The sequence below is a fragment of the Mycobacterium sp. 050272 genome, from assembly GCF_039023525.1.
Classification (GTDB): domain Bacteria; phylum Actinomycetota; class Actinomycetes; order Mycobacteriales; family Mycobacteriaceae; genus Mycobacterium.
The window spans coordinates 69,866-95,012 of record NZ_JBCHKV010000014.1; the positions used below are offsets into that span (position 1 = coordinate 69,866).

Sequence of the window (25,147 nt, forward strand, 5' to 3'; positions counted from 1 at the left end):
CAGCTATTCGATCTCGAAATCGATGACGCCCCGCACGATTCGGCCGTTTCGCAGGTCGTCGTACGCGTCGTTGATGTCATCGAGGTGATAGCGCCGGGTGATCATCTCGTCGAGCAGCAGCCGGCCGGTTTGGTAGAGCCGGGCCAGCCGAAAGACGTCGGCTTTCGGATTGCACGAACCGAATACGGTGCCGGCGAGGGATTTGTTGGACAGGATGAAATCCTGCAGATCGATCTTGACCGAGCTGGTCAGCTGCGAGGTCATACCGGTCAGCACACAGGTCCCGCCCTTGCGGGTGAGCCGCACCGCGTCGCGGACGTCGTCGGGAGTGATCAGCGACGGCGAGACCACGACAGCGTCGGCCATGATTCCGTAGCTCAGTTCGCGCACCAGATCCATTGCCTCGACCGCGGATGCGGCGGTGTGGGTGGCGCCGAACTGCAACGCCGACTTTTGTTTGAACTCCACCGGGTCGACCGCGACGATGTGTGCGGCACCACCGACCCGGGCGCCCTGAATCGCGCCCGTGCCGATCCCTCCTGCACCGATTACGACGACGGTGTCGCCCGGTCGCATATTGGAGCGGTTGGCCACCGAGCCGAACCCGGTGGGTATCGCGCAGGACAACAGCGCGCTCGGTACCAGCGGCAGGTGCGGCTCGATTTTCACTAACGAATTCGTCGACACCACAGTATGTTTGGAAAACGCGCCGACCTTGGCCAGATGGCCAAGCGGCTTGCCGTCGGCCGTGTGGTGGCGGTAGGTGCCGTCGGTCGGCATGCCCGGGGTCAGCACGCCAGCCCCCATGTCGCAGATGTACTCCATGCCGCTTGCGCACCAGCGGCACTGCCCGCACACGGCGACGAACGACATGACCACGTGGTCACCGGGCACGAACTCCGTTACGCCGGGGCCGACTTCGCGTACCACGCCCGAGCCTTCGTGACCTCCGATCATCGGAAACATGGTGGGCAATCCCAGCGAACGCAGCATCTCGTTGGGTGCCGACATGTCGCCGGACAGGATGTGGTCGTCGGAGTGGCACATCCCGGCCGCGGCCATCTCGACCAGCACCTCGCCGGCCCGCGGTGCGTCCAGTTCGAAATCCTCGACAGACCACGGCCCGCCGACGTCGTGCAGGATCGCCGCGCGGCTTTTCATGCGGCGGGTGTGAACGTGACGGGAAGCTTGTTCGGCGACCGGAAGGTGAGGCCGATGATCTTGGACTCCTCGCCGGTGCCGTCGTCCTGAACAAAGGCGAGGTTCGAAACCCGGTCGAGCAGGCTGTTCAACATGACCCGGGTTTCCAACCGCGCCAAGTGCATTCCTAGGCACATGTGGATGCCGCCCGCGAATGCGATGTGGGCTTGACGCGGCCGAAGGATGTCGAAGCGATTGGGGTCGGGCCAACGGCTTTCGTCGCGGTTGGCCGAGCCCATGCACATGTCGATCTGCGCGTCGGCGGGGATTGTCTTGCCGCCGATTTCGACTTCTTCGGTGGTGGTGCGCATGACCATGGTCAGCGGCGTTTCGAACCGCAGGCCTTCTTCGATGGCGGCAGGGATCAGTGACCGGTCCTGCCGGACCATCTCCAGTTGTTCGGGGTGGGTCAGCAGTAGGTACAACAGGTTGCCCGACGAGCGGTAGGTCGTCTCCAGCCCGGCGGGCAGCAGCAGCCGCAAGAACGCGATGATCGCGTCGTCGGTGAGCTTCTCGCCGTCGATCTCGGCGGCGACCAAGTCGCCGATGATGTCGTTGGTGAGCTTGCGGCGCCGCTGCTCGACCTGCTCGAGGAAGTAGCCGTGCAGCTCGCTCGCGGCATTGAGCCCCGCCATGATGTCGGTCGGAATCGAGATGAGGTCAAGCGACAGCCGCCGGAACATGTCGAGATCCTCCGGAGGAAGCCCGAGCAGCACCGAGATGATCCGGGTCGGGAACTCGAACGTCAGCGCCTTGACCAGGTCGGCGTGACAGTCGTTTTTGATTTCGTCGATCAGTTGATCGCACACCGGCCCGATGACCGACGGCTCCCACCGTTCAAGTGCGGTGGCCCGAAATGCCTTGGCCACCAGGCTGCGGTGGTCGTGATGTTCCTTGCCGCCCATCGCCAGAATGGTGTGCCCCATCACCAATCCGATGGTCTTCTCGTAGGCGGCCGACGTGAAGATCCGGTCGTCGCGGAAGGCCTGGAACACGCCGTCATAGCCGAACAGCACCCACTCGTCGTTCGGCCGCAGCTCCTCGGGCATCTGCGAGGGGTCGCCCAGCGCGCCGTGCCAGACCGGGTCGGTGCGTCGCATGTATTCGTAGAACGGATAGGGGCTGGTTTCACCGGTGAAATCGAGGGTGACGGGCTGGCCGACGTTGTCGGTGCTTAACGGCATCAGCGCTCCTCCTGAGCAACCGGTAAGGCCGTTGACGCGGGCCGGTGCTGACCGCCCCGGCGTCTTCGGCGGGTGTTTCGAGCGGATTTTCGCTATCATAGTATAAATAGCAAGGCTTGTGATGGTTACCGTAACGGGCTCAGTATTGATCCGGTAGGTCAACGAGGCGGTGATTCTCAGTGGCCCAGCGGAGATTCGTGTGCTCGGTCGACGAGCTGCCGCCCGGCGGGATGAAACTCGTCGATGTCGGCAAGTTCGGCGTGGGCGTGTACAACGTGCACGGCGCGCTGTACGCGATCGTGAATTACTGCTCCCACGAGGGCGCCCCGTTATGCCTGGGCCTGCTCGGGGGCACTAACGAAGCGGCGCCGGAGGAGCCCGGCGGGATACGCCGGGTGCGCGACGGGCAGATCGTCCGATGCCCTTGGCATAACTGGGAATTCGACGTCACCACGGGTCAAAGCCTCGCCGATCCGCGTCGTCGCGTCCGCACCTACGCAGTCGATGTCACCGACGGTGAGGTGTACGTGACCGCATGATTATCGACACGAACGTGCAACCGCACTTCCGCTACAACGCCGAGATCCGGCGCTACCTACCGCAAGCCCACCAACTGCGTGCGATCCCCGACGTCGAGCAGCAGTGGTACCAAGCACCCGGTGGCGACTACCGCCAAGACCTCTACGGAGAGCACTACCCGGGCTCGGATCCCGACACCGTGAGCCGCCACTTGTTCGAGGACGCCGGAGTCGACTACGCCATCCTGAATCCGTTGACGCGTGGCAACATCGCCGACTATTTGCTCAACACCAGCATCTGCGCCGCCGTCAACGACTGGCTGCTGGACCGGTGGCTCGACCCCGATATCACCGGCCGGTTCCGGGGCACGATCAAGGTCAACCCCGAAGACCCGCGCGGCGCCGTCGCCGAGATCGAACGCCTGGCCGGCCATCCCAAGCTGGTACAGGTCGGCGTTCCGATGCAGTCCCGCGAGCCGTACGGCAAGCCCATGTTCGAACCCATCTGGGAGGCGGCCGCCGCGCATGGGCTGCCGGTCGCGGTGCATATCAACGGTGGCAACGGCGTCGACCATGCCCCGACATTCGCCGGGCACGCACACACCTATCCCGGCTACGCGTCGTTCATGCCGCTGAACTACTTCGTGCATCTGGCCACGCTGATCATCGAGGGCGTGTTCGGCCGGCTTCCCGGCCTCAAATTCGTCTTCGCCGACGGCGGCTACGACATCCTCACCCCGCTGATGTGGCGGCTGGACACCTTCTGGTTGTCGATGCGCGACCAGACCCCCTGGGTCGATCGCTATCCCAGCGAATACCTGCCCGGCCATGTCCGGTTCTGCTCGTCGGCATTCGACGGCCCGGTCGAGCCGGCCCACGTGCAGCGCTGGATGGAGTTCACCGGCAAGACCGACCTGCTGATGTACGGATCGAGTTACCCCCACTGGTCGACGTCGTCGCCCGAGGTGGCGGCCCAGGGGCTCGACGCCGCGCAGCGCGAGCAGGTGTTGTGGCGAAACGCCAGCGAGCTTTACGGTCTGGGAGCAAAGGAGCGAGCGCAATGACCACGATCGAACGGGTTGAATCGCAGGTCCGCCGCGACGACCACATCGCCGTCACGATCGTCGACACCGACGTCCACCCGTTGCCCGTGTCGACCGATGTGCTCAAGTCCTACGCGCCGGCCGAATGGGTGGACAAGATCTGGCCGACAGGCAATGCGGTGAGCCCGATGTCGTATTTCTACGACACCCCGGATTCGTTCAAGACGTCGTCGCTGCGGATGGACTCGTGGCCCCCTGGCGGCGGGGTCGCCGGCAGCGACCCGGACTACGCCGCAAAGCAACTGCTCATCGACGCCGGCGTGAGCATCGCGTCGCTGGAGCCGATGTGCGATGCGCAGCTGCCGCAGGCCGAACACGTGCTCAAGTCCACCTACAACGACTGGCTCGCCGACGTGTGGCTGGACAAGCACAACGCGCACGGTCGCTGGCGCGGGTCGATCAGTGTCAGCGCGCAGACCCCGGAGCAGGCGGCGCGCGAGGTCGAGCGCTGGGCCGGGCATCCGTACATGGCCCAGGTGCTGATGACACCGCAGACCCGCGGAATCCCGTTCGGCAACCCGCATTTCGATCCGCTGTACGAGGCGGCATCGCGCAACGGGCTACCGATCTCTACGCATCTGATGGGTCAGACACCGTTCGAATTGATCCCGCTGTATCCCGTCGGCAATCCCGCGCACTGGCACGACTTTTTCGCGTCCTGGCCGCTGCTGTACGTCTCGCACCTGATGAGCCTGGTTTTCGACGGCGCCTTCGATCGGCACCCCGACCTGCGGGTGGTGTTCATCGAGGGCGGCTTCACCTGGGCGATGCCGGTGATGTCACGGATGGACCGGATCTGGGAGGCCCGCCGCGCCGACTTGCCGCAGGTACGACGGCGTCCGTCGGACTACGTACGCGAGCATGTCCGCTTCACCACTCAGCCCCTGGAAGACGTCGACACCGTAGAGTTCCGCGAGTATCTGGAAATGATGGACCTGGGAGACAATCTCATGTTCTCGACGGACTATCCGCACTGGAGCTATGACTCGCCGACGTACGCGATCAACAGGTTCCCCGCCGACCAGCGGGAGCGGATCATGCGCGGGAACGCGACGGCTCTGTACGGGTTGCCGGCTACGGTCCAGGCACTCCCGGGCGAGGGTGCCACACCGGGCAGCTGAGCCGCCCCGGGCCAGTTTCCGGTTACCCGCAGCTGCGGCAGTGTGACGGCTCGGGGCTGACCGGGTCTACCTTGACTATGGTTTCCGACAGGGCCTCCCGCCAGGCCCGCACCATAAGCCCGGGAGTTGAGAGGGTATGACGCAAACGGATCTGACCCGCCCGCAAGGCATTAACCGCCTCGACCCGGTGCTCCGCGACGCCGCCAGCGAGGTGGGCATCGTCGAATTCCGTACCGAGACACTGGCCGCCGAGCGAGAGCAGGCCAACCGGGCCGCCGCCGAGCGTGCCGTGGCAGTCGACACCGAGGGGGTCGCCGTCGAAACCCGCTCGATCTCCGGCCCGGGTGGCCAGCAGCTGAACCTCCGCTTCTATCGGGGCCGCATTGAAGGTGACTCGGGGGCGCCGTTGCTGGTTTACGCCCACGGCGGGGGCTTCGTGTCCGGCAACCTAGACACGGACCACGCGGCATGCGTGGAGCTGGCTCGCGACGGTGGTTGCCTGGTGGTTTCGGTCGACTACCGGCTGGCCCCGGAGAATCCGGCCCCTGCGGCGATCGACGACGTCGAGGCGGGTTTGTATTACGCGATCCGAAACTGTGCCGAGCTGAACGTCGACACCAGCCGGCTGGCCGTGATGGGCCGGGATGCGGGTGCCGCCCTGGTCGCGAGCCTGGCCCAGCGGATGTTCGACGCCGAGGGCCCACAGATCCGGATGCAGATCCTGCACCAGCCGATGCTGGACAGCGATGCCACGCCGTCGCGGCGCGAGTTTCAGCGCACACCGGGGCTCAACGGTCCGGCGGTGAGCCGGGCCTGGGGTCACTACCTGGGCCCGGCCAGCGCCAGCGGTCAGCATGTTCCGGCGCACCGGGCCAACCTGGAGGGCCTGCCGCCCACGTTCATCAGCTGCTCGGAGATCGACCCGTGCCGCGACGAAGCCATCGACTACGCCAACCGGCTGCTGCATGCCTTCGTACACACCGAATTGCATGTCATCGCAGCCACATTCAACGGCTTCGATTCGCTGGTGCCGGACTGGGTCGTCTCACAAGAGAACCGCGCTTTGCACGCGCAGTCGGTGCGCCGCGTGTTCGCGATGTAACACCTCGATCGGGGCTATTCGGCGAACTCCGGTAGCGCTTGCGGTATTGTCATTTGTTAATATCGAGAACGTGATTCTTGGCGGCGGCGACCGAATGTTGCGGAAAGGCCGGTCGGTGTCATGACGGCCGTGGACTCGCCTGAAAAGGCGCTCTTCGTCTCGACAACCCAATCGTTTCTGCAGAAGGAAGCGCCGCTGTCGCGCGTGCGGGAGCTGCATGCGGCAGGGGTTTCCTTCGACCCGGCCTGGTGGCAGCGCGCCGCGGAGCTCGGCTGGGCCGGTCTGCTGGTTCCGGAGGAGTTGGGCGGCGGCAGCGTCTCGGAGAGTGGCGTCGCGGATCTGGCGTCGGTCGCCGAATTGCTCGGCAAGACCGTCGCACCCGGCCCGCTGTACCCGGTCAGCGTCGTGCTCACCGCGCTCGCCGAATGTGCCGATGCGCATTCCCACGCGGCGGTCATCGAGGCGTTGATCTCCGGCGAAACCGTGGCTTCGTGGGCGGTCTCCGAACCGGGCCGTGGCTGGGAGCCGTTGAATCCGTCAGTGACAGCCACCCAGACCGATGCCGGATATCGCATTGACGGCACCAAGGATCGCGTCGAGGCCGGCGCCCAGAGCGGCCTGCTGCTCGTGGTGGCGCGCTGCGGTGACGAGGTCCGTCAGTTCCTGGTCCCGACGGACGCGCCCGGGGTTCGGGTCGAGCCCCAGCAGTCGGTCGATCTGGTCAAGCAATACGCGCGAGTGCATTTCGACGGAGTGGTCGTGGACTCGTCCGCGGCCATCGGCAGCGCCGCTGAGACCCCCGCGCTGGTCGACCGGCAAAGCCAGATCGCTGCGGTTCTGCAGTGCGCCGAGGTGGTCGGCATCGTGCAAACGGTATTCGACTTCACCGTCCAGTGGGCGCTGGACCGGCACACATTCGGCCGTCCGCTGGCGTCCTACCAAGCGCTCAAACACGGCTTCGCCGACATGAAGCTGTGGCTGGAAGCGTGCCGCGCCACCACGGCGGCGGCGGTTGCCGATGTCGCCGACCGCGCACCTGCCGCAGGCCTGTCGGCCAGCGTCGCGAAATCCTATGTCTCAGAGATGGCGGGGCGGATCGTCCAGGGCTGCGTGCAGATGCACGGCGGCATCGGTGTCACCTGGGAACATGACCTGCACCTCTACCTCAGGCGAGTTACCTTGTACCGCGCCATGTTCGGCACCCCGGAAGAACACAACTTGCGGGTGTATGACTCAGAGAAAGCCGGCCGCACCACCAAATGACGCACGACCAGACGCCGACGGAATCCGTCGCAGAATTCGCCGCCCGCGCCCGAGTGTGGTTGGCGGACAACATGCCGCCCATCGACCCCGATTCGCCGCCGGCTGCTCCCCGCGACGACGAGGACGCCTGGAAACGCGCTCGGGAACTGCAAAAGCGGCTCTACGAAGGCGGATTCGCCGGCATCTGCTTCCCGCGCGAATACGGCGGTCTGGGTCTGGATTACGCCTACCAGAAGGCGTTCGACGACGAATCCCTGTGCTACGAGATGCCGTTGATTCTCAATATCCCGACGTTCACCATTTGCTGTGCCACCCTGCTCGACACCGGTACCGAAGCGCAGAAGAAGCAGCACATCGCCGCCGCACTGCGTGGCGACGAGGTGCTGGTGCAATTGCTCAGCGAACCCGGCGGCGGATCGGATCTGGCCGGCGTCATCACCCGGGCCGAACGGCGCGGTGACCGATGGGTGATCGACGGCGCCAAGACCTGGAGTACCAGCGCGTTCGCCGCCGACTACGGCCTGTGCCTGGCCCGCACCAACTGGGATGTGCCCAAGCATGAAGGTTTGACCATGTTCCTGGTCCCGATCGATCACCCGGGCATCACGATGCGCCGCATCACCATGCTCAGCGGCTCCACGGAGTTCTGCGAGGAGTTCTTCGACGGTGTGGACGTCGGCGACGACGCCGTGGTGGGGGAGGTCAACGGCGGCTGGGCGGTGGCCTCACGTCAGCTGTACCACGAGCGGCGGGCAGTCGGCCAGGGTTCGGAGTTCGCCAGCGGCAGCGGCAGCGAGGGCGGCAGCGCCAATCCCATTGACTACGTTGCGCTTTTGACTAAGACCGGTCAGGCCGACAACGAACGTTTGCGGGAGATGGCCGGCCGGGCGTTGGTGCATCGGATGGTGGCCGAGCAGCTGATCGAACACGTGTCGCGCAACGTCGGTGACGGTGTGCTGCCTGCGGCGGCCGGCACGCTGATTCGGCTGTTCCACGCCGAGACCGTGCAGGTGGACGTCGACACCGCGATGGCGGTCGCGGGAGCGGCTGGTGTGGTCGGGGAGACCGGCGATGGCCTGGAGGCCGGACTGCGGTACCTGGTGCGCCAAAGCGTCGCCATCGGCGGCGGCACAACGGAGATGGCGCGCAACGTGATCGGGGAGCGGGTGCTGGGCTTCCCGCGTGAGTACGCCGCCGACCGAGGGGTGCCGTTCAACCAGGTGCGACACGGCAAGGACTAGTCCTCGGCGAAGACGTCCTCGCTATCGCCGCTGTTGACGGGTATCTGGACCATCGACAAGATGTGATGGGCGGGGCTGCCGGGCGGGGCGATCAGCACGCAATCGCCGCCCTGTCGCAACGCCCGGTCACGGGCGGCCGCAAGCGCGCTGACGCCCGCGGACCCCAGGTGGGTGACGGCGCTGAGATCGATCGCCAAAGGGGCTATGCCCGAACGGCTTTCGACGGCAATCAGGCGGTCGAGCGTGGACGCGGTGTTGGAGTCGACGTCACCGCTGACGACGATCTGGCCGGGTTCGCGGACGGTCGAGACGAATTCGTTGTCACTGGCCCGGCGGTAGGTTGCCCGACTGACGATCGTGTCGGTGACGAAGTTGGCCGGTCGCGATAGCCGGTGCGTCACGCTGGCCGTCGTGCCGTTGTCGCTGCGGGTGATGAGGGCCTGGGAAACCAACGCCTCTGCCATCGCGAGCCCGCGCCCGCGACCCTGTTCGCCTTCACGGTGATCCTTCCAGTGTCCGCGGTCGATCACCGCGGCGTACATGTTGCCATCGCCGGACAGCGATGCTTCGACAACGACGCCGTCGGAAACCTCGGTGCCGTAACCATGTTCGACCGCGTTCTCGACGAACTCGGAGATCGCGTGCACGACATCAGAGATGTCGTCGGCGTCGGCGCCGACATCGGAAAGCCAGCCGCGAAGCCGGGAGCGCACGGTCCGTGCGGCGTGGATCGTCGCGTCCAGCGTCATGTGCAGCGGAGCCGGGGGAGTGCGGCGCTGCGCGGCCAGCAGCGTGACGTCGTCGCTGTAACCGGTTGACCGGAGCAGCAATTCGAGCGTCTCCGAACAGATACGGTCGATGGTTCGCGTCGGCGCATCGATGACGAACCCGCCGGCACCGGCGGAGATGTTGGCGGCCAGGTCGGCGAATTCCGCGGTGCTGGCGCCCAATGGGCGCCCGGGCCGCTCGATCAGGCCGTCGGAATAGAACAGGATCGAATCGCCGACGTCCAGCATTTCGCTGCGAACCGGAAAACCGACGCGGCTGCCGAGCGGACCGGCGCCCGACGGCTCGACGTAGTGTGCGCTCGAGGCTGCGCTCACCACCAGCGGCGGTGGATGCCCGGCGGTGCAGTACTGGAGTTCACCGGTGTCGTAGTCGAGTGAGCCCACGCACAACGTGGCGGACTTCGACCCGGGCACCTGTTCGTGGAACCGGTCGACGGCCTCGAGCGCTTCGGTGATGCTGTAGCCCTGCGATATCTGCATTCGCAGCGCGGTGCGCAACTGCGACATGACCGCCGCCGCTTCGACGCCGTGGCCGACCACGTCGCCGACCACGAGCACCAGCCGGTCCCCGAGGGGTATCGCGTCAAACCAGTCGCCGCCGGCCGCGGTGTCTTCGGTGGCGACCAGGTACTGCGCGGTGATGTCGGCGCCGGGAACCACGGGGACCGACGAGGCCAGCAGCGCCTGCTGCATGACGATGGCGGAATCGCGGACGTTGCGATAGCGCTCGGAGAGTTCCTCGATGCGGGCCTCGGCGGCCAACCGCGCCTGCACCCGATCCGTGACGTCGTCGAAGATGATCTGGACGCCCTCGATCGCTCCGCCCTCGCGGCGACGAGCGGTGACGAGGAAGTCGAAGTAGCGCTCCTCGAGTCCGGTTCCTTCGAAGTCGGCCTGCAGGCGCCACTCGGCCCCGGATTGCGGCTCGCCGGTCTCATAGACCCGGTCGAGCATCTGGAAGATTTGCTGGCTCTCCAGCTCGGGATAGATTTCGCGCGCCAGCATTCCTACCGGGTTGAGCGCCGGATTCAGGGCGCGGTAGGCGGCGTTGGCCGCGACAAAGCGATGTTGCGGCCCTTCCAGACCGATCAGCATCGCGGGGACCTTTTCGAAGATGCGACGCACGTCGTCGGCCGCACCAACGATCTTGTCCCAGTCCTTTTCGGCCACCATCTGGCCGTCCCTCCTGAGCCTCCCGGCGGGCCTTTCCATGGACCGAGAAATCCACCAACGCGCGGTTCTATTCGACACGCGTAAGTAATCAGATTAGCAATGGCTCGAGGGTGCTTCGAGCATCAGTTTGCTAACGTCCGGGGAACTCGGTAACCCGTTCTCAACCCACCGACGTGGCCAGCGCGGTGTCGATGGTCGGATGCAGGGGCAATGCGCTGCCGAGATTGCACGCCTGGATGACCCGGGCAACGCCGGGATCGCAGCTGACCAGCCGTAGTGCGATGCCGCGAGACCGGCAGCGTTCGGATGCGGCGGCCAGGACCGCGAACGCGCCGCAACCCATGAAATCGAGGCCGTTGATGTCGACGATGAAGGGTCCCGGCGCGGTGGCGACCGCGGCCGCCTCCGTGACCAGCCCGCGCCAGGTGTGCTCGTTGGAGGCGTCGACCTCGCCGCCCGCGCGAATGATCACGACCGGGCCGCTGCGCTGGGTTGCCGCCCGTAGCGTGCTGTGCGGATCGCCCAGCTCGGAAACCAGCCGGGGGCTCAGCGTGACTCTGGTTACTGACGACTCGACCGGAGCAAGATTCACGTGCGCTCCTAACCCGCAGGGAAGATTCTTTTCTATAGCAAGGTCGAAGGCCGCGTCTATAGTCCGGCTTTCGACCAGGACATACCAAAGTGCCCGCCTCCGAGCGACAACGCAGACGGGATGTCGCTCGGAGGCGGGCAGTGCTTGGTACCGGATCAGGCCGAGACGGGCTTCTTGGCCGGCTTGGAGACCTTCATCAGCTCCATTAGGTTGCCGCCCATGATCTTCGCCTTGTCCTCGTCGCTGAAGCCGTCGAGCTCGTCGACGAAGCTGATCGGGTCCTTCAGGCCCTCAGGGTGCGGCCAGTCCGATCCGAACACCACCCGGTCGGTGCCGACCATGTTGACGATCTCGGTGAATCGGTCCTCCCAGAACGGGCTGACGTAGACGCACCGCTTGAAGGTCTCGATCGGGTCCTCGGTGAATGCCTGCGGCATCTTCTTGTAAACGCCTTTAAGGCCTTTGAACAACGTCGGCACCCAGTCGGCGCCGTTCTCGATGGACAGGATCCGCAGGTCGGGGTTGCGCGATAGGGCGCCGTGGCAGATCAGGGCACCGAACGCGTCCTCAATCGGCCGGTGGCCCATCGCCAGGCTGCGGAAGGCGGTCGGCTTGAACGGCAGGAACTCGTCGCCGGGCTCCCAGATGTTGAGCAGCTCGGAGTAGCCGCTGTCCGAGGCGTGCATCGAGACCGGGATCTCGGCGCGCACACAGGCCTGCCAGAACGGATCGAATTCCTCCAGGCCGAACGACCGGCTGCCGCGGTATCCGGGCACCGGCGCCGGGCGGACCAGCACGGTGCGAGCGCCGCGCTCCAGGCACCATTCCAGCTCTTCGAGCGCGCGGTCGATGATCGGCAGGGTGATCACCGGGGTGGCGAATATGCGGTCCTGGTAGTTAAACGACCACTGCTCGTGCATCCACTCGTTGAGCGCGTGGATGACGTCGTGGGTCATCTCCGGGTCGTCCTTCATGCGTTCTTCGACCAGGCTGGCCAGCGTCGGGAACATCAGGGCATAGTCGATGCCCAGCTCGTCCATCACCTCGAGGCGCGCGCCCGGCTCGCGAAATGCGGGGATGGCCTTCATCGGCTCGCCGAGGATCTCGCGGTAGCTCTTGCCCTGCGAGCCGTTGCGGAAGTAGTCCTCCTGGGCGCCCGGACGAGCCACCACCTCGAAGGTGGGGTTGGGGATGTAGTCACTGATGTGTCCGCGCACCACGATCTTGGTGCGGCCGCGAACCTGCACGTAGTCGATGACGTTTTTGCGCTTCTCCGGCAGGAATTTGGTCAGCGCCTCCTGCGGCTCGTACATGTGGTTATCGGCGTCGAATACGGGAAAGGGAAGCTCGCGAGACGGCATAGCGATCTCCTTGAAGGCTGGATTCTCTTTGGGCGGTAATGACGTTACCACCGCTGTGCAATAACGTGTATCGGCGTTAGGTGTACGCCCGGAGACCCTTGGGTGTTTCGCCGTTGATGATGGCGAAATTCACCGTCGCCGTCGCGGCCACCTCGTCGTCGCCGTCGCCGTAGATGTCGATTTGCATGACCATCGCCCGCCGGCCGGCGCGCAGCATCCGGGGCACCGCGAACGCGGCGCCCTGCCGGATAGGACGCAGGTAGCGGACGAACAGATCCGCGGTCGTCATGGTGGTGCCCGGCTCCAGAAAATCCAGCCCGTACTGGCCGCCCGCGACGTCGACGAGGGTGGCGATCAGGCCGCCCTGCAGCGCCCCAGAAGTGTTGACCACGTTCGGACTTACCGGCATCGTCATCGCGAATTCGCCGTTGCGGGAGCCCGCGCGCAAGCCGATCTGGGCGAACAGCTCGGCCAGCGAGGGCGTGCCGGCTTCGTCGTCGACGTCGCGGATGCCCAGCGCGCGACTGAGGAAGTCGTACAGCTGGCCGGCGTCGATCGGGGTCCCGTTCAATTCGGTGCCCAGCCAATGCAACCGCTGCGCCCCGACCATCGTCTGCATGACGATGGCCGCCGACGCCGCGACATCGAGCCCCGGATTGAACACGCCTTCGGTGATTCCTTGGCCGACGATGTCGCGAACCAGTTGATGCAATGGGGACAGCACGCGGGCATATTCGCGGGGACGCGTCTCGGCCAGATGTTGGTTATACAGACCCAGCGCCCGGTTGAGGCTGTCCTGGGTGGTGGATTCCGGTTGCTGGCTGATGCGGTCGAGCAGCAGCTTCAGGGCGGATGTGCTGTCCAGCCCGTTGATCTCGGCGCGCCAGCTGCGCACCGATTGCGAAATGGTCCTGTCGAAAAGCGCCAGCAACAGTTCGTCCTTGCTGCTGAAGTGCTGGTAGAAGGCCCGCAGCGAAGTCTTGGAGCGGGCGACGATCTCCTGCACGGTGAAGTCGGTGCGCCCCGTCTCGCGCAGGATCTCCACTGCTGTCTTGATGAAGCGGTCGCCGCGTGTTACCTCGGCTTCATCGCTGGGGGCGGTCATGTGCGCTAGGTCCCCTTCCGTCGCGCATGCGTGCGCGTCGAGAATGAGGTTACCGCGCGGGCCGGCGTGTCGTGAGGTGTCGGCCGGCCGGTACGCCCGGCCGCCAGGGGTCGGGCGGAAACCTATTCAGGGGTTTCGGTCTCGACGTCGATCGTCTCGACCTCGGCTGCGCCGTCGCTTTCGGCCTCGGGGGACCGCTTCTTCAGTTTGCTGGCCAGCACCGCGACACCGCCTGCCGCGAGCAGCAGCGGCCATTCGACGACGGCGATCAGGCCAACTGCCGCGGCGACGACGGCGGTCCGAGGGCGGATGTGGCCTTCCCGCATTCCAGTGCGAATGTCCCTCGTTGTAACAACGACGCCCTCGGCGACCGCGGTCCCGATCTGGCTAACTGTTGAAACCGTTTGGTCGGCAACCGAGTTCGCCGATTTAGTGGCTCGTTCGATGAGCGTCACTGTGCCCTCCCAAGATTCGAGTTGTTGTGTGCGTGGCCAATAATTTGTCGTCCGTTTGCTTTTCAGAAGCTCTAAGTGGCGCTCTTAGATCCTCTCAGTCCTTACGGTGTAGCACGCACGTACTACTTCGACGAGTCTGCTGCGTGAATCTGCAATGTCAAAGCTAACTATCGTGAGAGGGCGTAAAGCGCAATATGGTCATCGAGCCGATCGTCTCGGGGCTTCGAATGGTGGTCGCAGGCGGCGCAGCCGCGGCAGCTGAGTTGTTGGGCGGGGACCGTCCCCGCCGCCGCTGGTCCGGCAATGGCCGGGGGTGGATTGAGCTGCGTATGCCCGAGGCGACCCGCTCGTCCGAGTACGAGACCGTCCTGGAAAGGACGATCGGCAGCACCCTTGGTGTCACACGCACCCAGGTGAACTGGCCGCTCGCGCGCCTGATTGTCGACATCGACGAAAACGGGCCTACCGTAGACGATTTGGCGCTGATGGTGGAGGCGATCGAGCGGGCCTTCACCGCCAAAGCCGATCGAAGCAAGTCGGCTGACGAGTTCGGTTCGCAGACCCCGGACCGGCTGCCGGTGATCGACATCCCCGGGGATGGCGCGGAAGTCGTCAATCGGATGAGCCTGCTGGGAGCCAAGGCCATCTCGCTCGGTGTGACCACGTTCTTGCAGGTGACGCGGACGCCGAGACTGCCGCGGGCCTTTGCCGCCGCGACCACTTTCGCCGAGGCGCAGCCCGACGTCCGCCGGGTGTTCGAGCGGGCCCTCGGGCGCGGGCGCGCCGACGCACTGCTCGCGTTGGGCACCGCCGTCACACAGTCGCTCGGCCACACCCCGTCGGTGATCGCCGCGGACATGTGCCTTCGCAGCCTGCGCCTCATCGAGGCGCTGTCAGCCGTGGAGGCCTGGAACGAGCACGAACCCAACCTCGCGCTCAGCGCGCAGTGCGAGCCGCACCCGGAAACGTCGCGGCCCCGCCCGGTGCCGGACACCGCGTCGGAGAACTACGCCCGCGCGGCTACCGCGGCCGGCCTTGCCGGCGCCATCGCCCTGACCGTCAGCGGCGGCGCGATGCTCGCGAGCGAGGCGGTCATCGTTGCCGCGCCGCGGGCGCTGAACTACGCGCGCGAGTCGTTCGCCACCACGTTCTGCGCCGGCTTGAACCGCTACCACCACACCCTGGTGATGCGACCCGACGCGATCCGCCGCCTGGACGGTGTCGACGTGCTGATCGTCGAGCCCGCGGTGCTGATCGGTGAGGCCCTGCGCGTCGCCGAGATCAGCGGCGTCGACGGTGAACTGCGCACCAAGGTATGGCAGTGTGCCCAAACGGATGTCAACGACGGCCTGCTCGGCCCGGGTGTCCACGCCGGCTGCTCGCTGTCGCCCGCGCATCAGCTGCCCGAGCTGGAGGACCTCGAGGTCGTGGTGGCGCGCAATGCCGACCCGTACGCCGAACCGCTGATGGCCGCCGCGCGTGCCGCCGATCTCAAGCTCATCTCGGTGGATCAGGCCGATGCCGGCCACCTGCGGGGGACATTCGACGAACTGCTGCCGTTCGACGACGCCGACGTGGACCTGACCATCTTCGGAGCGGTCCGGCAATTGCAGGCCGACGGAAAGATCGTCGCCGTGATCGGGCGTGATCTTCGGCTTGCCTTCGCGGCCGCGGACCTCGCGCTGGGGGTTTGGCCTGCCGGGCGCGCGGCGCCCGCGTGGACGGCCGACGTCCTGATCCCGAATCTGAAGGTTGCCTGCCGGATCATCGATGCCATCCCCGCGGCCAAATCGGCCGCGCGTCGAGGCGTCGAGTTAGCCGCTGCCGGAACGCTTCTCGGCTCACTGACGCTGCTGCCCGGAGTTCGGGCAGCGGGCGTGCGCCCCAGCATCGCGGCTGCCGCCATCGCACTCATCCCCGGATACGTGATCGGGCGGGGTGTGGCGATGCAGCCCGATCCGGCGGCTGCCTCCGACACCGAATGGCATGCCCTGGATGCCGACCAGGCGCAGGAACAGATTCGGGTGCTGTGGCCCGAGCTCGCCGACTCCACCGGTCCCGTCGCCCCGGCAGCGCAGCTGCCGAAGACCCGGATGCAGGCGCTGGCCGCCAAATTCGCGGACAGCGGCAAGGATGTCGTGGACGCGATGTGGCATGAGATGCAGGATCCGCTCACGCCGATCCTTGCCACCGGCGCCATGGCGAGCGCGCTTGTCGGTTCGCCGATGGACGGTGTGCTGGTCGGGATCGTGCTCGTCGGTAGCGCCGCGATCGCCGCGGCGCAGCGACTCAGCTCGGATCGTCAGCTGAACAGACTGCTCAGCGCCCAGACGCCGCCTGCGCGCGTCCTGACCGGCCCCGACCAGTTCGAGCTCATTGCCACCGAGCACCTGACGCCGGGGAGGATCATCGAGGTCCGGTCCGGCGAGCTGGTCCCCGCCGACGCCCGCGTGCTGAGCGCGGTCGCCGTGGAGGTGGACGAATCGTCGCTGACCGGTGAGTCGTTGCCGGTGACCAAGAACCCCGCGCCGACGCCGGGCCGACCGCTGGCCGAACGTGCCTGCATGATCTACGAGGGCTCGACCGTGCTCAGTGGGGTGTGCCGCGCGGTGGTCATCGCGGTCGGTGACTCGACCGCCGCGGGCCGGGCCATGGCGCTGGCTCCGCGCCGGCGCGACGAGGTGGGGCTGCACGCGCAGCTGGCCGCGGTGACCGCGAAAGTGCTGCCGTGGACCCTCACCGGTGGCGTGGGCGTGATCGCCACCGCGTTGCTGCGAGGCTCGGGCATCAAAGAGGCCGTCACCAGCGGTGTGTACTGTGCGGTCGCCGCGGTGCCGGAAGGCCTTCCGTTGGTGGCGACGCTGGCTCAGCGCGAGGCGGCCAGGCGATTGACCGAGCGCAATGTTCTGGTCCGCGCGCCGCGGTCGGTCGAGACGCTCGGTCGTGTCGAGGTGGTCTGCTTCGACAAGACCGGAACGCTCAGCGAAAACCGGTTGGTGGTAACGAACATCTCCGCACAACCAGGTTTCGACGAGGACGTGATTCTCGAGCGTGCGGCGCTGGCGACCCCGGTGGCGCTGACCGAGCACGCTCCGCTGCAGGCGACGGATGCCGCGGTGGTCAACCGGGCCGGAAGCCAGCCCAAGCGCGACCGCGAGTTGCCGTTCCGCGCCGGCCGGGCCTACGCGGCGGGACTGGACGGCGACACCCTGGCGGTCAAGGGCGGACCGGAAATCGTCCTATCCGCGTGCGTCGAGGGTCAAGACGACGACCTTCGCGAGGAGCTGTTGGCACACGTCCACGGGATGGCGACCCAAGGCCTTCGGGTGATCGCGGTCGCCGACAAGACGCTGACCGACGATGAGCTTGAGATCGCGCAGGACAAGGGCCTGGAACCGTTGTGCCGCAACGGCCTTCGCCTGCTGGGCTTCCTCGGGATCACCGATACCCCCCGGCCCGACGCGCGGGAGCTCCTGCTCGGCTTGGCCAAACGGGACATCGGCGTACGCGTGATCACCGGTGACCACCCGGCCACCGCCCGCGCCATTGCCCGCGAGATCGGGCTCGACGTGCCCGAGGACTGCATCATCACCGGAGCGCGCTGGGAGCGGTTGTCGATCGCCGAACGGGCCGAGGTCGTCAAGACCAACGTGATCTATGCGCGTATGTCGCCGGAGCAGAAGGTCCAGATCGTGCAGCAGATCAGCAATTCCGGGGTGGTGACGGCGATGGTGGGCGACGGTGCCAACGACGCCGCGGCCATCCGTGCCGCCGCGGTGGGCGTGGGCGTGTCCTCGCACGGCAGCGACCCGGCGCGCGGCGCCGCGGACGTGGTGCTGACCGAGGGCCGCGTCGGAAGTCTTCTCGAGGCGATCGAGGAAGGGCATCGGCTGTGGCAGCAAGCACAGGCCGCGGTTGGAATGTTGTTGGGCGGCAACGCCGGTGAAGTGGCTTTCAACATGTACGGGACGATGGTCCGCGGCATGGCGCCGCTGACGGCACGGCAGATCCTGCTGGTGAACATCCTGACCGACGTGTTCCCCACGACGGCCGTCGCGGTGAGCGCGGTGCGCAACATGCGACCGCCGTCGGAGCGTGGGATCAACATGGACGATCTGATGGAGACCGTGGCTATCCGCGGGGCCGCCACCACGATTGGAGCAAGCACCTCGTGGAGTCTGGCCACCTTTACCCGCGCCGCCCCGCAGCGTGCGGCAACGGTCGGTCTGGTCGGCCTGGTCACCACGCAGCTCGGGCAGACGTTGCTGGATTCGCGCGATCCGCTCGTGGTCAGCACTGTCGTCGGCACATTCGTCGCGATGGGCGCCCTGATCACGACCCCCGGCCTTAGCCAACTCGTCGGTTGCGTGCCGCTGGGTCCGCTGGGGTGGATCGAAGGTGTGGCCCCGGCCGTGGCGCTGACCGTGCTCACGGCCGCCAAGCCCGACCTGTTGATCCGGATGGCGGCGATGATCGGGAAACGCGTCTCAAAGTACGGCGGGGAGGCTGACAACGTCTTGAACAACATGGTGGGCTCGCTCACGACGTGGGCCCAGGAGCTCCCGGGTATGGACAGCGGCAATGGCGCCAAGGGGGAGCGGGCACCACAACTGGAACTCACACCAGCCGGTTAACCGACGACACAACAGAGAGAGACAGACATGACCACGCTGGACGAAGAACAAAACGGCTCGGCTGCAACGGATTCCGACTCGGACAAGCTCCATGACGAGCTGCACGACGAGTTGCACGAAGAGCTCCATGACGAGCTACACGATGAGCTCCATGACGAGTTGCACGAAGAGCTCCACGAAGAGCTGCAGGAAGAGCTGCGGTTCGGACCGAGTTTCGCGCAGCGGTGGGCGGCCTACGCCGAGGCGCACCCGAACTCCAAGCGCGCCCGTACCCTGCGCACCCTGCGTGAGTTGGAGTCACGGGCGATCGATTTGCCGGTCATCGGGAAGTTCCACCGGCCTGACAAGCACGATGTCGTCTACGTCGCGGGACTGACCGCGCTGCTGGTGTTCGGGGCGGTCGAGCTGCCGATCGCACTCGTCGTCCTGGGCGGCCACGTACTGGTCAAGCAACACTCCAGCCGTTCGCTGGCGGCGGTCGGTGAAGTCATGGAAGACGTCTTCGGCCACCACGTCTAGAAGGGTGGTGGCTCGCCGTCCGGCGGTCCGCCCTGCGAGGTGAGTTGTGTTGCGGCCGAAGCCGTCTGGAGCTGGTTGCGGGCTTGCCGGTTTCGCCGCCGTTCGGCGGTGAGGTAGTCAGCGCGGCTTTGGGCTCGGGTGCGGCGCCGCTGCGGCATCATGGCGTAGCGATCGGTGCACCCGTCGGGAGGGATGTCCGGAGTCACCTCACCGGTGGGAGCGCACAACTGCGGGAATAGCAGTGCGCTACCGGGAGCGGTCACATGCGTGCGCCCGGACGGCGAAGTCCAGAGCACCGTGCCGTCGGCAAGCTGCCGATCTCGCCAGCCCCAGAAGGTCTTGACCAAATGATGTTGGCGGCAAAGGCATTTCAGATTCGACGCGTGGGTAGCTCCGCCTTGGGAGTGCGGGACGGTGTGGTCGAGATCGCTTGCGGTGGCCGGGTGGTCACATCCGGGGAATCGACAGGTCAGGTCACGGCAACGCACGAAATCAGCCAGCGCCCGCGACGGGACGTAACCACGTTCGGGCGGTGCGTCGCCGGGATGCACCAGCGGCCGAAGCTTCGCCGTGTCGGCCAGTTGTGCGATCAGCTCGGCGGGGATGAGCACATCGGTGCCGATGAGTGCGCCGGGCTCCGGTGCCGTGCCGTCGACGGTGGACTGGTTGGCGACAACATGGATGACCACCGGGCTCGGCACCGGCGTCGTGCCCGCGTGGCAGGTCGGCTGCCCGCAGCGGCACTGCAATCTGTCCGATCCGGCTGCCAATGCGCCCAACGCATCGGCGCGGCGCTGTTTGACGGTGCGCGGGTCTCGCTCGCACACGGTGCGCGCCAACGTATTCAAGCGCGCGTCCACCCCGCGCGCATCAGTGGTGACGAGGCGGCCGAACACCTCTGTCAACCCGTTACCGCCGTCCCAGAGCGAGAACTCGCGATCGGCCTGGTGTTCGCGGGTTCGCCGAACGGCGTCGCGGTCCGCTCGGGCCACGACGCGGTCCACCGCGGCGCCCAATCGGCCCCGCGTCATCGATGGCCACTCACGAACTTTCATCGCCAGTTTGGTGTCCACCGCGGCCACGACCTCGGGGTCGGTGATCAAGTCAGTGCGGTACACGATGGTCTGGAATGTCGAGTAACTGATGTCGCCGGCGACCAACGCGGCGCCTATGCGCGGCAACCGATTTCGCATGGCGCGCGAATAGTTCAGATAACTCGACGCCAGCGCTTGGCTGATGTGCAGGGCCGCGGCGATCTCCGCGGAGATGGCGTCCCACGTGTCGGTCGCCCAGGACTCCCGTTCCCCGCACTCGCGCAGCCGCAGTGAATCGAGTTCGCCGATCGCCGCGAGCCGCGCCCCCGCCGACTGGTTCTCCGCACGTGACGCCGCGCAGATCCGGTCGATGATCCGCGCAGCGAACCGAGGCGATTCTTCGAACATACATTCGATTATAATGGACAGGTCCGACCGCGTTGGCTCGTCTGAAATACGCGCGAAAGGGTGCTTCGTTGCCTCACTGGAAATGCGCGCGTACAGGCCCAGTGGATGGGGTTGACGTTGGCACAGCGCAGAGCAATCACCGAGACGGCGTCTTCCCGCTACCAGCAGGCGAGCAAGCGTGCTAAGAGTCGGATCCTCGTCGGCGCCGTCGACGTCTCCTATTGCCGCGAGGGCGGGATCGCGCACTCCGTTCGACGTTTCACCATCTGCACGCATGCCGGAGATAAGGACTGCAAAGGTAGGACGAATGGAAAGTGAACGCTACCTCATGTCGGCGTTTTGGGCTGTCTGCCAGATCGCTGCGGCCGTCGTTCTCATCACCGTAAACTGGCGAGCCGCCAACGGTCGGCTAAAGCGCAACCAGTGGACCGGAATCCGCACACCATCGACGATGAGCAGCGATCAGGCTTGGGTGGCGGGCCACCGCGCCGCGTTGCGACTGACGCCGCTGTACATCTTTTTCACTGCGACAACGCTTGTCGCGCTTCTGGTCGCCACCTTGTGGGGGTGGTCGTTCGGCGTCACCATGCTTGTCGGAGTCGGTGGCCTACTAGTTTCGGTTCCTGTCGCGCTCTACAGTGCCATCGTCGCCGGCCGAGCCGCGAAATCGATAGGCGGCGATCCCGGGGATCGGCGACCGCGTTGAGGATTCGCCTCCTGGTCGGTTTGGCCGCCATCGCGGTGTCCGCGAGTATTAGCGTCGCGACGCTCAGCCCTCGCGGGCCTTGATCATCGCCGAGCGATTGACCTTGGTGGCCGCCGTGCGGGGAATCTCGTCAACGAACTCGACCGTCTTGGGTGCCTTGTAGGGCGCCAGCCGGTTTTTGGCGTACTCGATCACATGTTCTTCGGTGACCTCCACGCCGTCGGCGGCTTGCACGACCGCGTGTACGCGGCGGCCCCACCGCTCGTCGGCGAGTCCGATGACCACGACATCGGCGATGCCGGGGTGTCCCGCGAGCGCCGATTCGACTTCGGCGGGAAAGACATTCGCGCCGCCGCTGACGATCATGTCGACGCGGCGGTCGACGATGTAGAGAAAGCCGTCCTCGTCGAGGTGGCCGATGTCGCCGGCGGACCGGAACCCGTCGTCGGTCGACGGCAGCGGCGGCGCCCCACCGAGGTAGCGGTAGCCCGCACTCATCACCGAACGCAGGTAGACCTCACCGTGTTCGCCGGGGCCCAGCGGGTTCTTGTCGGCATCCAGGATCCGGATCTCGGTGTCGCGGAAGCCGCGACCCACACTGCCGGGATGCGCCAGCCATTCGTCGCCGCGCAATGCGGTCAGGCCGAGATTCTCGGTCATGCCGTAGGCCGTCACGATCTGCTCGGGGCTGAGCAGTTCGAACCAGGTGTGCAGCAGCGACGGCGGCATCACCGCGGCGCCCTGCAGGATGAACACGACGCTGGACAGGTCGCGTTGCGCGATGTCGGGCAGGGCCGCGATGCGCGCCAGCATCGTCGGCGTGGCCGTGAAATTGGTGATCCGGTAACGCTCGATCGCGTCGACAAACACTGCCGCGTCGAACTTTTCGAGGATCACCAGATGGTCGCCGCTGAGCAGCATCAGGAAGGTCGCGAAGCCGTTGGTGTGATACATCGGCGCGGGGACCAGGATCGTCTGCGGCTTGTCCACCGGCGTCCAGTTGGACAGAAACGGTTCGCCGTGCTGCGGTATCCACAGCGACGGAGCCAAGCTGAGGATCACCTTGGGTACGCCCGTCGACCCACTGCTACAGATTCCGTTGGCATGCGGGGAAACGGCTTCGGGCAGCGGGCCGGTCGATTCCGCGGCGGCCCGGGCCTCCAGCTCCCACCGGCTTGTCTCGTCGACGACGACGGCGGGATCGATCACCGCGCGCACTCGGTCCCGCTCCCATTCGGGCAGATCCCAGTGCATGGGGATCGGGACCGCGCCGATTTTCCAACACCCCAGCGTGGCCAGTACCAGGTGCTGTGAGTTTGGGATAGCAAGCGCGACAAGTGAACCCGTTTCGGCCCCGCTGGCGGCAAGGGCCCGTCCCCACTGGTTGGCGCGGGCGTCGAGCTCGCGAAAGCTCAGCGTCTGCGTGGTGCCGTCCAGCGCGACGATCGTCACCGCCGGCTGGTCGCCGAGCTCCTCGGCGAGCTCGGCCAGTTTGGTTCCGAACGGGACCCCGTCCTCGAACGGGTTCGGCGTCGCCGAGGCTTCGGCGGGCTGGGTGCTCACGCTGATACCGGCTCCGTGAACAGGGTTTCCAGAGAGCCGTCGCGGACGTCGGAGATCAACCGCAGCCCGAGCGCCTCGGCGCCCAGCGGAAGACGGATCAGCGGCTGGGTGTGCCGGTCGAGCACGCTGACATCGGACTCGTCGCAGAACCCCAGGGCACCGAGCAACTGATGCGAGGTGCGCAGCACTTGCCGTGCGGTGTCGGCGGCCTTGAACCGCAACACCAGCGCGTCGGCGGAATGCACCCGCACCGGCAGTGATTCGGGGCGGCAAATGGTGTATTTCGCCAGTTCGTGCAGGCCGCGTATCGCGACGGAGGCATCCGCGACGGCGAACCGGACAGCCTGGAAGTCCGCCAGCGGCTTGCCGAACTGGATGCGTGCTTGCACATGGTCAGTGACGATCTGCAGCGAGCGCTGCATCGCACCCAGAATCCGCCATGATCCCAGCACGAGATGAAGATTAATGTCGGCGACCGGAACTGTCCCGTCGGGTGTGCTGATTGAGGCCGGCACCAGGAACGGCCCCAATTTGGCGTTGGTCCGCGACGCGATCCGCAGCCGGTAGCGATTACCGTCCAAGTCCGCGGCGATCCAGTCGCCGGGCAGGTCGCCGTGGTCGATGCGCGGCGCCTCGGGGTCGACCAGGGCCAGCCGGGCACCGTCGATCGCCAGCAGCTCCTCGACGAGGGGATAGGGCAACGCGTGCGCACCGGCGCTTTGGCACAGCACCGCCGCGGCCAGCATGTCGTCGGGACCGGACCGGACGTCGAGTTCGAACGCGCCGAGCTCGCTCAGCGCCACGCGCGCCGCGTCCCGGACGCTGTCGTCTCGCTCGGCCCGCAGGGCGGCCGCTGGCCCGCCCAGCCGATCGAACCTTTTGGCCGCGACCGCCGCGAAGTCACTAATATCTTGTGGCAGTGTGGTTTTCACCGGCGTTCTCCCAGAGCGTCTCGTGCCACCAGCATCCGCTGCACCTCGATGGTGCCCGATGCCACAGTGGCCGCTTGTGCGTATCGCCAATGGTCTTCAATCGCCCCGTGCAGTGCCGACGACGCCCCGCTGTCCAGCGCCACCGGTCCCAGCACGTCGAACAGCAACTCGGCGACCTGTTGATCGCAGGTCGTGGTCGCGATGCGGGCGGCGCTGGCCGCCGCCCCCGCCGACGGATCGTCCTGCAGCGACACCGCGCGGTAGGCCAGCAGCCTGGCCACTCGCAAGTCGACAAGTGCCCGGACCCACCGGGCCCGAAGCGTTTCGGGCAACCGGTCCCAGTCCTCGCCGAGCTCGCTTTGCATGCGGTGCAGCAGCGACTCGCAGCGTGCGTAGCGCGCGATTCCGACCCGCTCGAACGCGAGCGCTTCACGCATCACCCGCCAGCCGTCACCGACCTCACCGAGCACATCGCCGGGGTACGCCGGTACGCCGTCGAGGAACATCTCGTTGAGGTGATGCGGGCCCAGCATCGACGGGATCGGCCGTACCGTGAAGCCGGGCCGATCCATCGGGATCAGAAAGAGAGTGAGCCGCTTGTGCTTTGGCGCGTCGGGGTCGGTGCACGTCGCCAGTACACACCACGACGCCATCTGGGCGTACGACGTCCACACCTTCTGGCCGGTGATGCGCCACCCCTGGGCGTCGGCCACGGCGCGAGTACGCAACGAGACGAGGTCGGATCCGGCCTCCGGCTCGGAAAAGCCTTGGCACCAAATCACATCGCCGGAGGCAATGGCGCCCAGGTGTTTGGCCTTCTGCTCTTCGGTGCCGTAGCGCATCAGTGCCGGACCGACCCAGTTGATGCCCATGTATTGCGGACCGCGCGGCTCGTGCTGAGCCCACATCTCCTCGCGTAGTACGGTCTGCTGCCAGACCGAACCACCGCCGCCGCCATGCTCTTTCGGCCAGGCCAGCGCCAGCAGCCCCTCGACGGCGAGCAGCTTGCAGAACGTCTCGGTGGTGGCGAGGTCCTCGGGATCCTCCGTGCAGGCCCCGAGGAAGTCGGGTGGCACGTGATGAGCGATCAACTCTCGCAGCCGGTGTCGCAATTCGACGGCGTCGTCGCCGAGGTCGTAATCCAT

General features: G+C 66.4%; 20 protein-coding genes. 9 read left to right on the plus strand and 11 right to left on the minus strand.

Features of this window, described 5'->3' with window-relative positions; translation table 11 throughout:
• Positions 1-3 precede the first annotated feature (3 nt).
• Positions 4-1,161 (minus strand): Zn-dependent alcohol dehydrogenase, encoded by a 1,158-nt coding sequence (locus tag AAHS21_RS23025; RefSeq protein WP_342929863.1) that lies wholly within the window; start codon positions 1,159-1,161, stop codon positions 4-6.
• On the minus strand, positions 1,158-2,384 hold the full coding sequence (locus AAHS21_RS23030) for a cytochrome P450 (protein ID WP_342929864.1): 1,227 nt from the start codon (positions 2,382-2,384) through the stop codon (positions 1,158-1,160). Before AAHS21_RS23030 ends, AAHS21_RS23025 begins: the two co-directional genes overlap by 4 nt.
• Before the next feature lie 179 nt (positions 2,385-2,563).
• Between AAHS21_RS23030 and AAHS21_RS23035 the strand changes: the two genes are divergently transcribed.
• The 6 genes from AAHS21_RS23035 to AAHS21_RS23060 all read left to right on the plus strand — a co-directional run bounded on the left by AAHS21_RS23035 (position 2,564) and on the right by AAHS21_RS23060 (position 8,732).
• The gene (locus AAHS21_RS23035; RefSeq protein WP_342929865.1) at positions 2,564-2,923 is read left to right on the plus strand and encodes a Rieske (2Fe-2S) protein; all 360 of its coding nucleotides are present in this window, start codon (positions 2,564-2,566) and stop codon (positions 2,921-2,923) included.
• On the plus strand, positions 2,920-3,966 hold the full coding sequence (locus AAHS21_RS23040) for an amidohydrolase family protein (protein ID WP_342929866.1): 1,047 nt from the start codon (positions 2,920-2,922) through the stop codon (positions 3,964-3,966). Before AAHS21_RS23035 ends, AAHS21_RS23040 begins: the two co-directional genes overlap by 4 nt.
• On the plus strand, positions 3,963-5,126 hold the full coding sequence (locus AAHS21_RS23045) for an amidohydrolase family protein (protein WP_342929867.1): 1,164 nt from the start codon (positions 3,963-3,965) through the stop codon (positions 5,124-5,126). The genes AAHS21_RS23040 and AAHS21_RS23045 overlap by 4 nt, the downstream gene beginning before the upstream one ends.
• Positions 5,127-5,262: 136 nt before the next feature.
• The gene (locus AAHS21_RS23050; RefSeq protein WP_342929868.1) at positions 5,263-6,228 is read left to right on the plus strand and encodes an alpha/beta hydrolase; all 966 of its coding nucleotides are present in this window, start codon (positions 5,263-5,265) and stop codon (positions 6,226-6,228) included.
• Between the two features lie 120 nt (positions 6,229-6,348).
• Positions 6,349-7,491, plus strand: a complete 1,143-nt coding sequence (locus tag AAHS21_RS23055; protein ID WP_342929869.1) for an acyl-CoA dehydrogenase family protein — start codon at positions 6,349-6,351, stop codon at positions 7,489-7,491.
• Positions 7,488-8,732: an acyl-CoA dehydrogenase family protein gene (locus AAHS21_RS23060; protein WP_342929870.1), complete on the plus strand. Its 1,245-nt coding sequence runs from the start codon at positions 7,488-7,490 to the stop codon at positions 8,730-8,732. Before AAHS21_RS23055 ends, AAHS21_RS23060 begins: the two co-directional genes overlap by 4 nt.
• Here the strand turns inward: AAHS21_RS23060 and AAHS21_RS23065 are convergent.
• From AAHS21_RS23065 to AAHS21_RS23085, 5 genes are all read right to left on the minus strand, one after another.
• The gene (locus AAHS21_RS23065) at positions 8,729-10,693 is read right to left on the minus strand and encodes a SpoIIE family protein phosphatase (RefSeq protein ID WP_342929871.1); all 1,965 of its coding nucleotides are present in this window, start codon (positions 10,691-10,693) and stop codon (positions 8,729-8,731) included. The two genes, AAHS21_RS23060 and AAHS21_RS23065, sit on opposite strands and share 4 nt — an antisense overlap.
• A 160-nt stretch (positions 10,694-10,853) precedes the next feature.
• Positions 10,854-11,285, minus strand: a complete 432-nt coding sequence (locus AAHS21_RS23070) for an anti-sigma factor antagonist (protein WP_342929872.1) — start codon at positions 11,283-11,285, stop codon at positions 10,854-10,856.
• Between the two features lie 155 nt (positions 11,286-11,440).
• Positions 11,441-12,646 (minus strand): amidohydrolase family protein, encoded by a 1,206-nt coding sequence (locus AAHS21_RS23075; RefSeq protein ID WP_342929873.1) that lies wholly within the window; start codon positions 12,644-12,646, stop codon positions 11,441-11,443.
• A gap of 76 nt (positions 12,647-12,722) precedes the next feature.
• A complete protein-coding gene (locus AAHS21_RS23080) occupies positions 12,723-13,751 on the minus strand; it encodes a hotdog fold thioesterase (protein ID WP_342929874.1) in 1,029 nt (342 codons plus the stop codon).
• Positions 13,752-13,873: 122 nt separating this feature from the next.
• On the minus strand, positions 13,874-14,077 hold the full coding sequence (locus tag AAHS21_RS23085) for a hypothetical protein (RefSeq protein ID WP_342929875.1): 204 nt from the start codon (positions 14,075-14,077) through the stop codon (positions 13,874-13,876).
• A gap of 458 nt (positions 14,078-14,535) precedes the next feature.
• Here AAHS21_RS23085 and AAHS21_RS23090 point away from each other — a divergent pair, with 458 nt between their 5' ends.
• Both AAHS21_RS23090 and AAHS21_RS23095 read left to right on the plus strand, forming a co-directional pair.
• Positions 14,536-18,840 carry a cation-translocating P-type ATPase gene (locus AAHS21_RS23090; protein WP_342929876.1) on the plus strand — a complete coding sequence of 1,435 codons (4,305 nt, stop codon included), beginning with the start codon at positions 14,536-14,538 and terminating at the stop codon, positions 18,838-18,840.
• Positions 18,841-18,867: 27 nt separating this feature from the next.
• A complete protein-coding gene (locus AAHS21_RS23095; RefSeq protein WP_342929877.1) occupies positions 18,868-19,359 on the plus strand; it encodes a hypothetical protein in 492 nt (163 codons plus the stop codon).
• Here the strand turns inward: AAHS21_RS23095 and AAHS21_RS23100 are convergent.
• Positions 19,356-20,801 (minus strand): HNH endonuclease signature motif containing protein, encoded by a 1,446-nt coding sequence (locus AAHS21_RS23100; RefSeq protein ID WP_342929878.1) that lies wholly within the window; start codon positions 20,799-20,801, stop codon positions 19,356-19,358. The two genes, AAHS21_RS23095 and AAHS21_RS23100, sit on opposite strands and share 4 nt — an antisense overlap.
• Before the next feature lie 307 nt (positions 20,802-21,108).
• Between AAHS21_RS23100 and AAHS21_RS23105 the strand changes: the two genes are divergently transcribed.
• Entirely contained in the window at positions 21,109-21,507 is a 399-nt protein-coding gene (locus tag AAHS21_RS23105) for an SdpI family protein (RefSeq protein ID WP_342929879.1), read from the plus strand.
• A gap of 63 nt (positions 21,508-21,570) precedes the next feature.
• Here AAHS21_RS23105 and AAHS21_RS23110 read toward each other — a convergent pair whose 3' ends face one another.
• Genes AAHS21_RS23110 through AAHS21_RS23120 form a run of 3 tightly spaced genes read right to left on the minus strand, consistent with a single transcriptional unit; the run spans position 21,571 to position 25,147 of the window.
• Positions 21,571-23,070 carry a class I adenylate-forming enzyme family protein gene (locus AAHS21_RS23110; RefSeq protein ID WP_342929880.1) on the minus strand — a complete coding sequence of 500 codons (1,500 nt, stop codon included), beginning with the start codon at positions 23,068-23,070 and terminating at the stop codon, positions 21,571-21,573.
• Positions 23,067-24,002: an acyl-CoA dehydrogenase family protein gene (locus AAHS21_RS23115; protein WP_342929881.1), complete on the minus strand. Its 936-nt coding sequence runs from the start codon at positions 24,000-24,002 to the stop codon at positions 23,067-23,069. The genes AAHS21_RS23110 and AAHS21_RS23115 overlap by 4 nt, the downstream gene beginning before the upstream one ends.
• Complete coding sequence (locus AAHS21_RS23120; protein WP_342929882.1) at positions 23,999-25,147, minus strand: acyl-CoA dehydrogenase family protein; 1,149 nt, start codon at positions 25,145-25,147, stop codon at positions 23,999-24,001. The genes AAHS21_RS23115 and AAHS21_RS23120 overlap by 4 nt, the downstream gene beginning before the upstream one ends.

Bases quoted from the DNA above. Each gene is read 5' to 3' on its own strand.
- AAHS21_RS23025 (WP_342929863.1), bottom strand. From the start codon at position 1,161: ATGAAAAGCCGCGCGGCGATCCTGCACGACGTCGGCGGGCCGTGGTCT.
- AAHS21_RS23030 (WP_342929864.1), bottom strand. From the start codon at position 2,384: ATGCCGTTAAGCACCGACAACGTCGGCCAGCCCGTCACCCTCGATTTC.
- AAHS21_RS23040 (WP_342929866.1), top strand. From the start codon at position 2,920: ATGATTATCGACACGAACGTGCAACCGCACTTCCGCTACAACGCCGAG.
- AAHS21_RS23045 (WP_342929867.1), top strand. From the start codon at position 3,963: ATGACCACGATCGAACGGGTTGAATCGCAGGTCCGCCGCGACGACCAC.
- AAHS21_RS23050 (WP_342929868.1), top strand. From the start codon at position 5,263: ATGACGCAAACGGATCTGACCCGCCCGCAAGGCATTAACCGCCTCGAC.
- AAHS21_RS23055 (WP_342929869.1), top strand. From the start codon at position 6,349: ATGACGGCCGTGGACTCGCCTGAAAAGGCGCTCTTCGTCTCGACAACC.
- AAHS21_RS23060 (WP_342929870.1), top strand. From the start codon at position 7,488: ATGACGCACGACCAGACGCCGACGGAATCCGTCGCAGAATTCGCCGCC.
- AAHS21_RS23065 (WP_342929871.1), bottom strand. From the start codon at position 10,693: ATGGTGGCCGAAAAGGACTGGGACAAGATCGTTGGTGCGGCCGACGAC.
- AAHS21_RS23075 (WP_342929873.1), bottom strand. From the start codon at position 12,646: ATGCCGTCTCGCGAGCTTCCCTTTCCCGTATTCGACGCCGATAACCAC.
- AAHS21_RS23080 (WP_342929874.1), bottom strand. From the start codon at position 13,751: ATGACCGCCCCCAGCGATGAAGCCGAGGTAACACGCGGCGACCGCTTC.
- AAHS21_RS23085 (WP_342929875.1), bottom strand. From the start codon at position 14,077: ATGCGGGAAGGCCACATCCGCCCTCGGACCGCCGTCGTCGCCGCGGCA.
- AAHS21_RS23090 (WP_342929876.1), top strand. From the start codon at position 14,536: ATGCCCGAGGCGACCCGCTCGTCCGAGTACGAGACCGTCCTGGAAAGG.
- AAHS21_RS23095 (WP_342929877.1), top strand. From the start codon at position 18,868: ATGACCACGCTGGACGAAGAACAAAACGGCTCGGCTGCAACGGATTCC.
- AAHS21_RS23100 (WP_342929878.1), bottom strand. From the start codon at position 20,801: ATGTTCGAAGAATCGCCTCGGTTCGCTGCGCGGATCATCGACCGGATC.
- AAHS21_RS23105 (WP_342929879.1), top strand. From the start codon at position 21,109: ATGGAAAGTGAACGCTACCTCATGTCGGCGTTTTGGGCTGTCTGCCAG.
- AAHS21_RS23120 (WP_342929882.1), bottom strand. From the start codon at position 25,147: ATGGATTACGACCTCGGCGACGACGCCGTCGAATTGCGACACCGGCTG.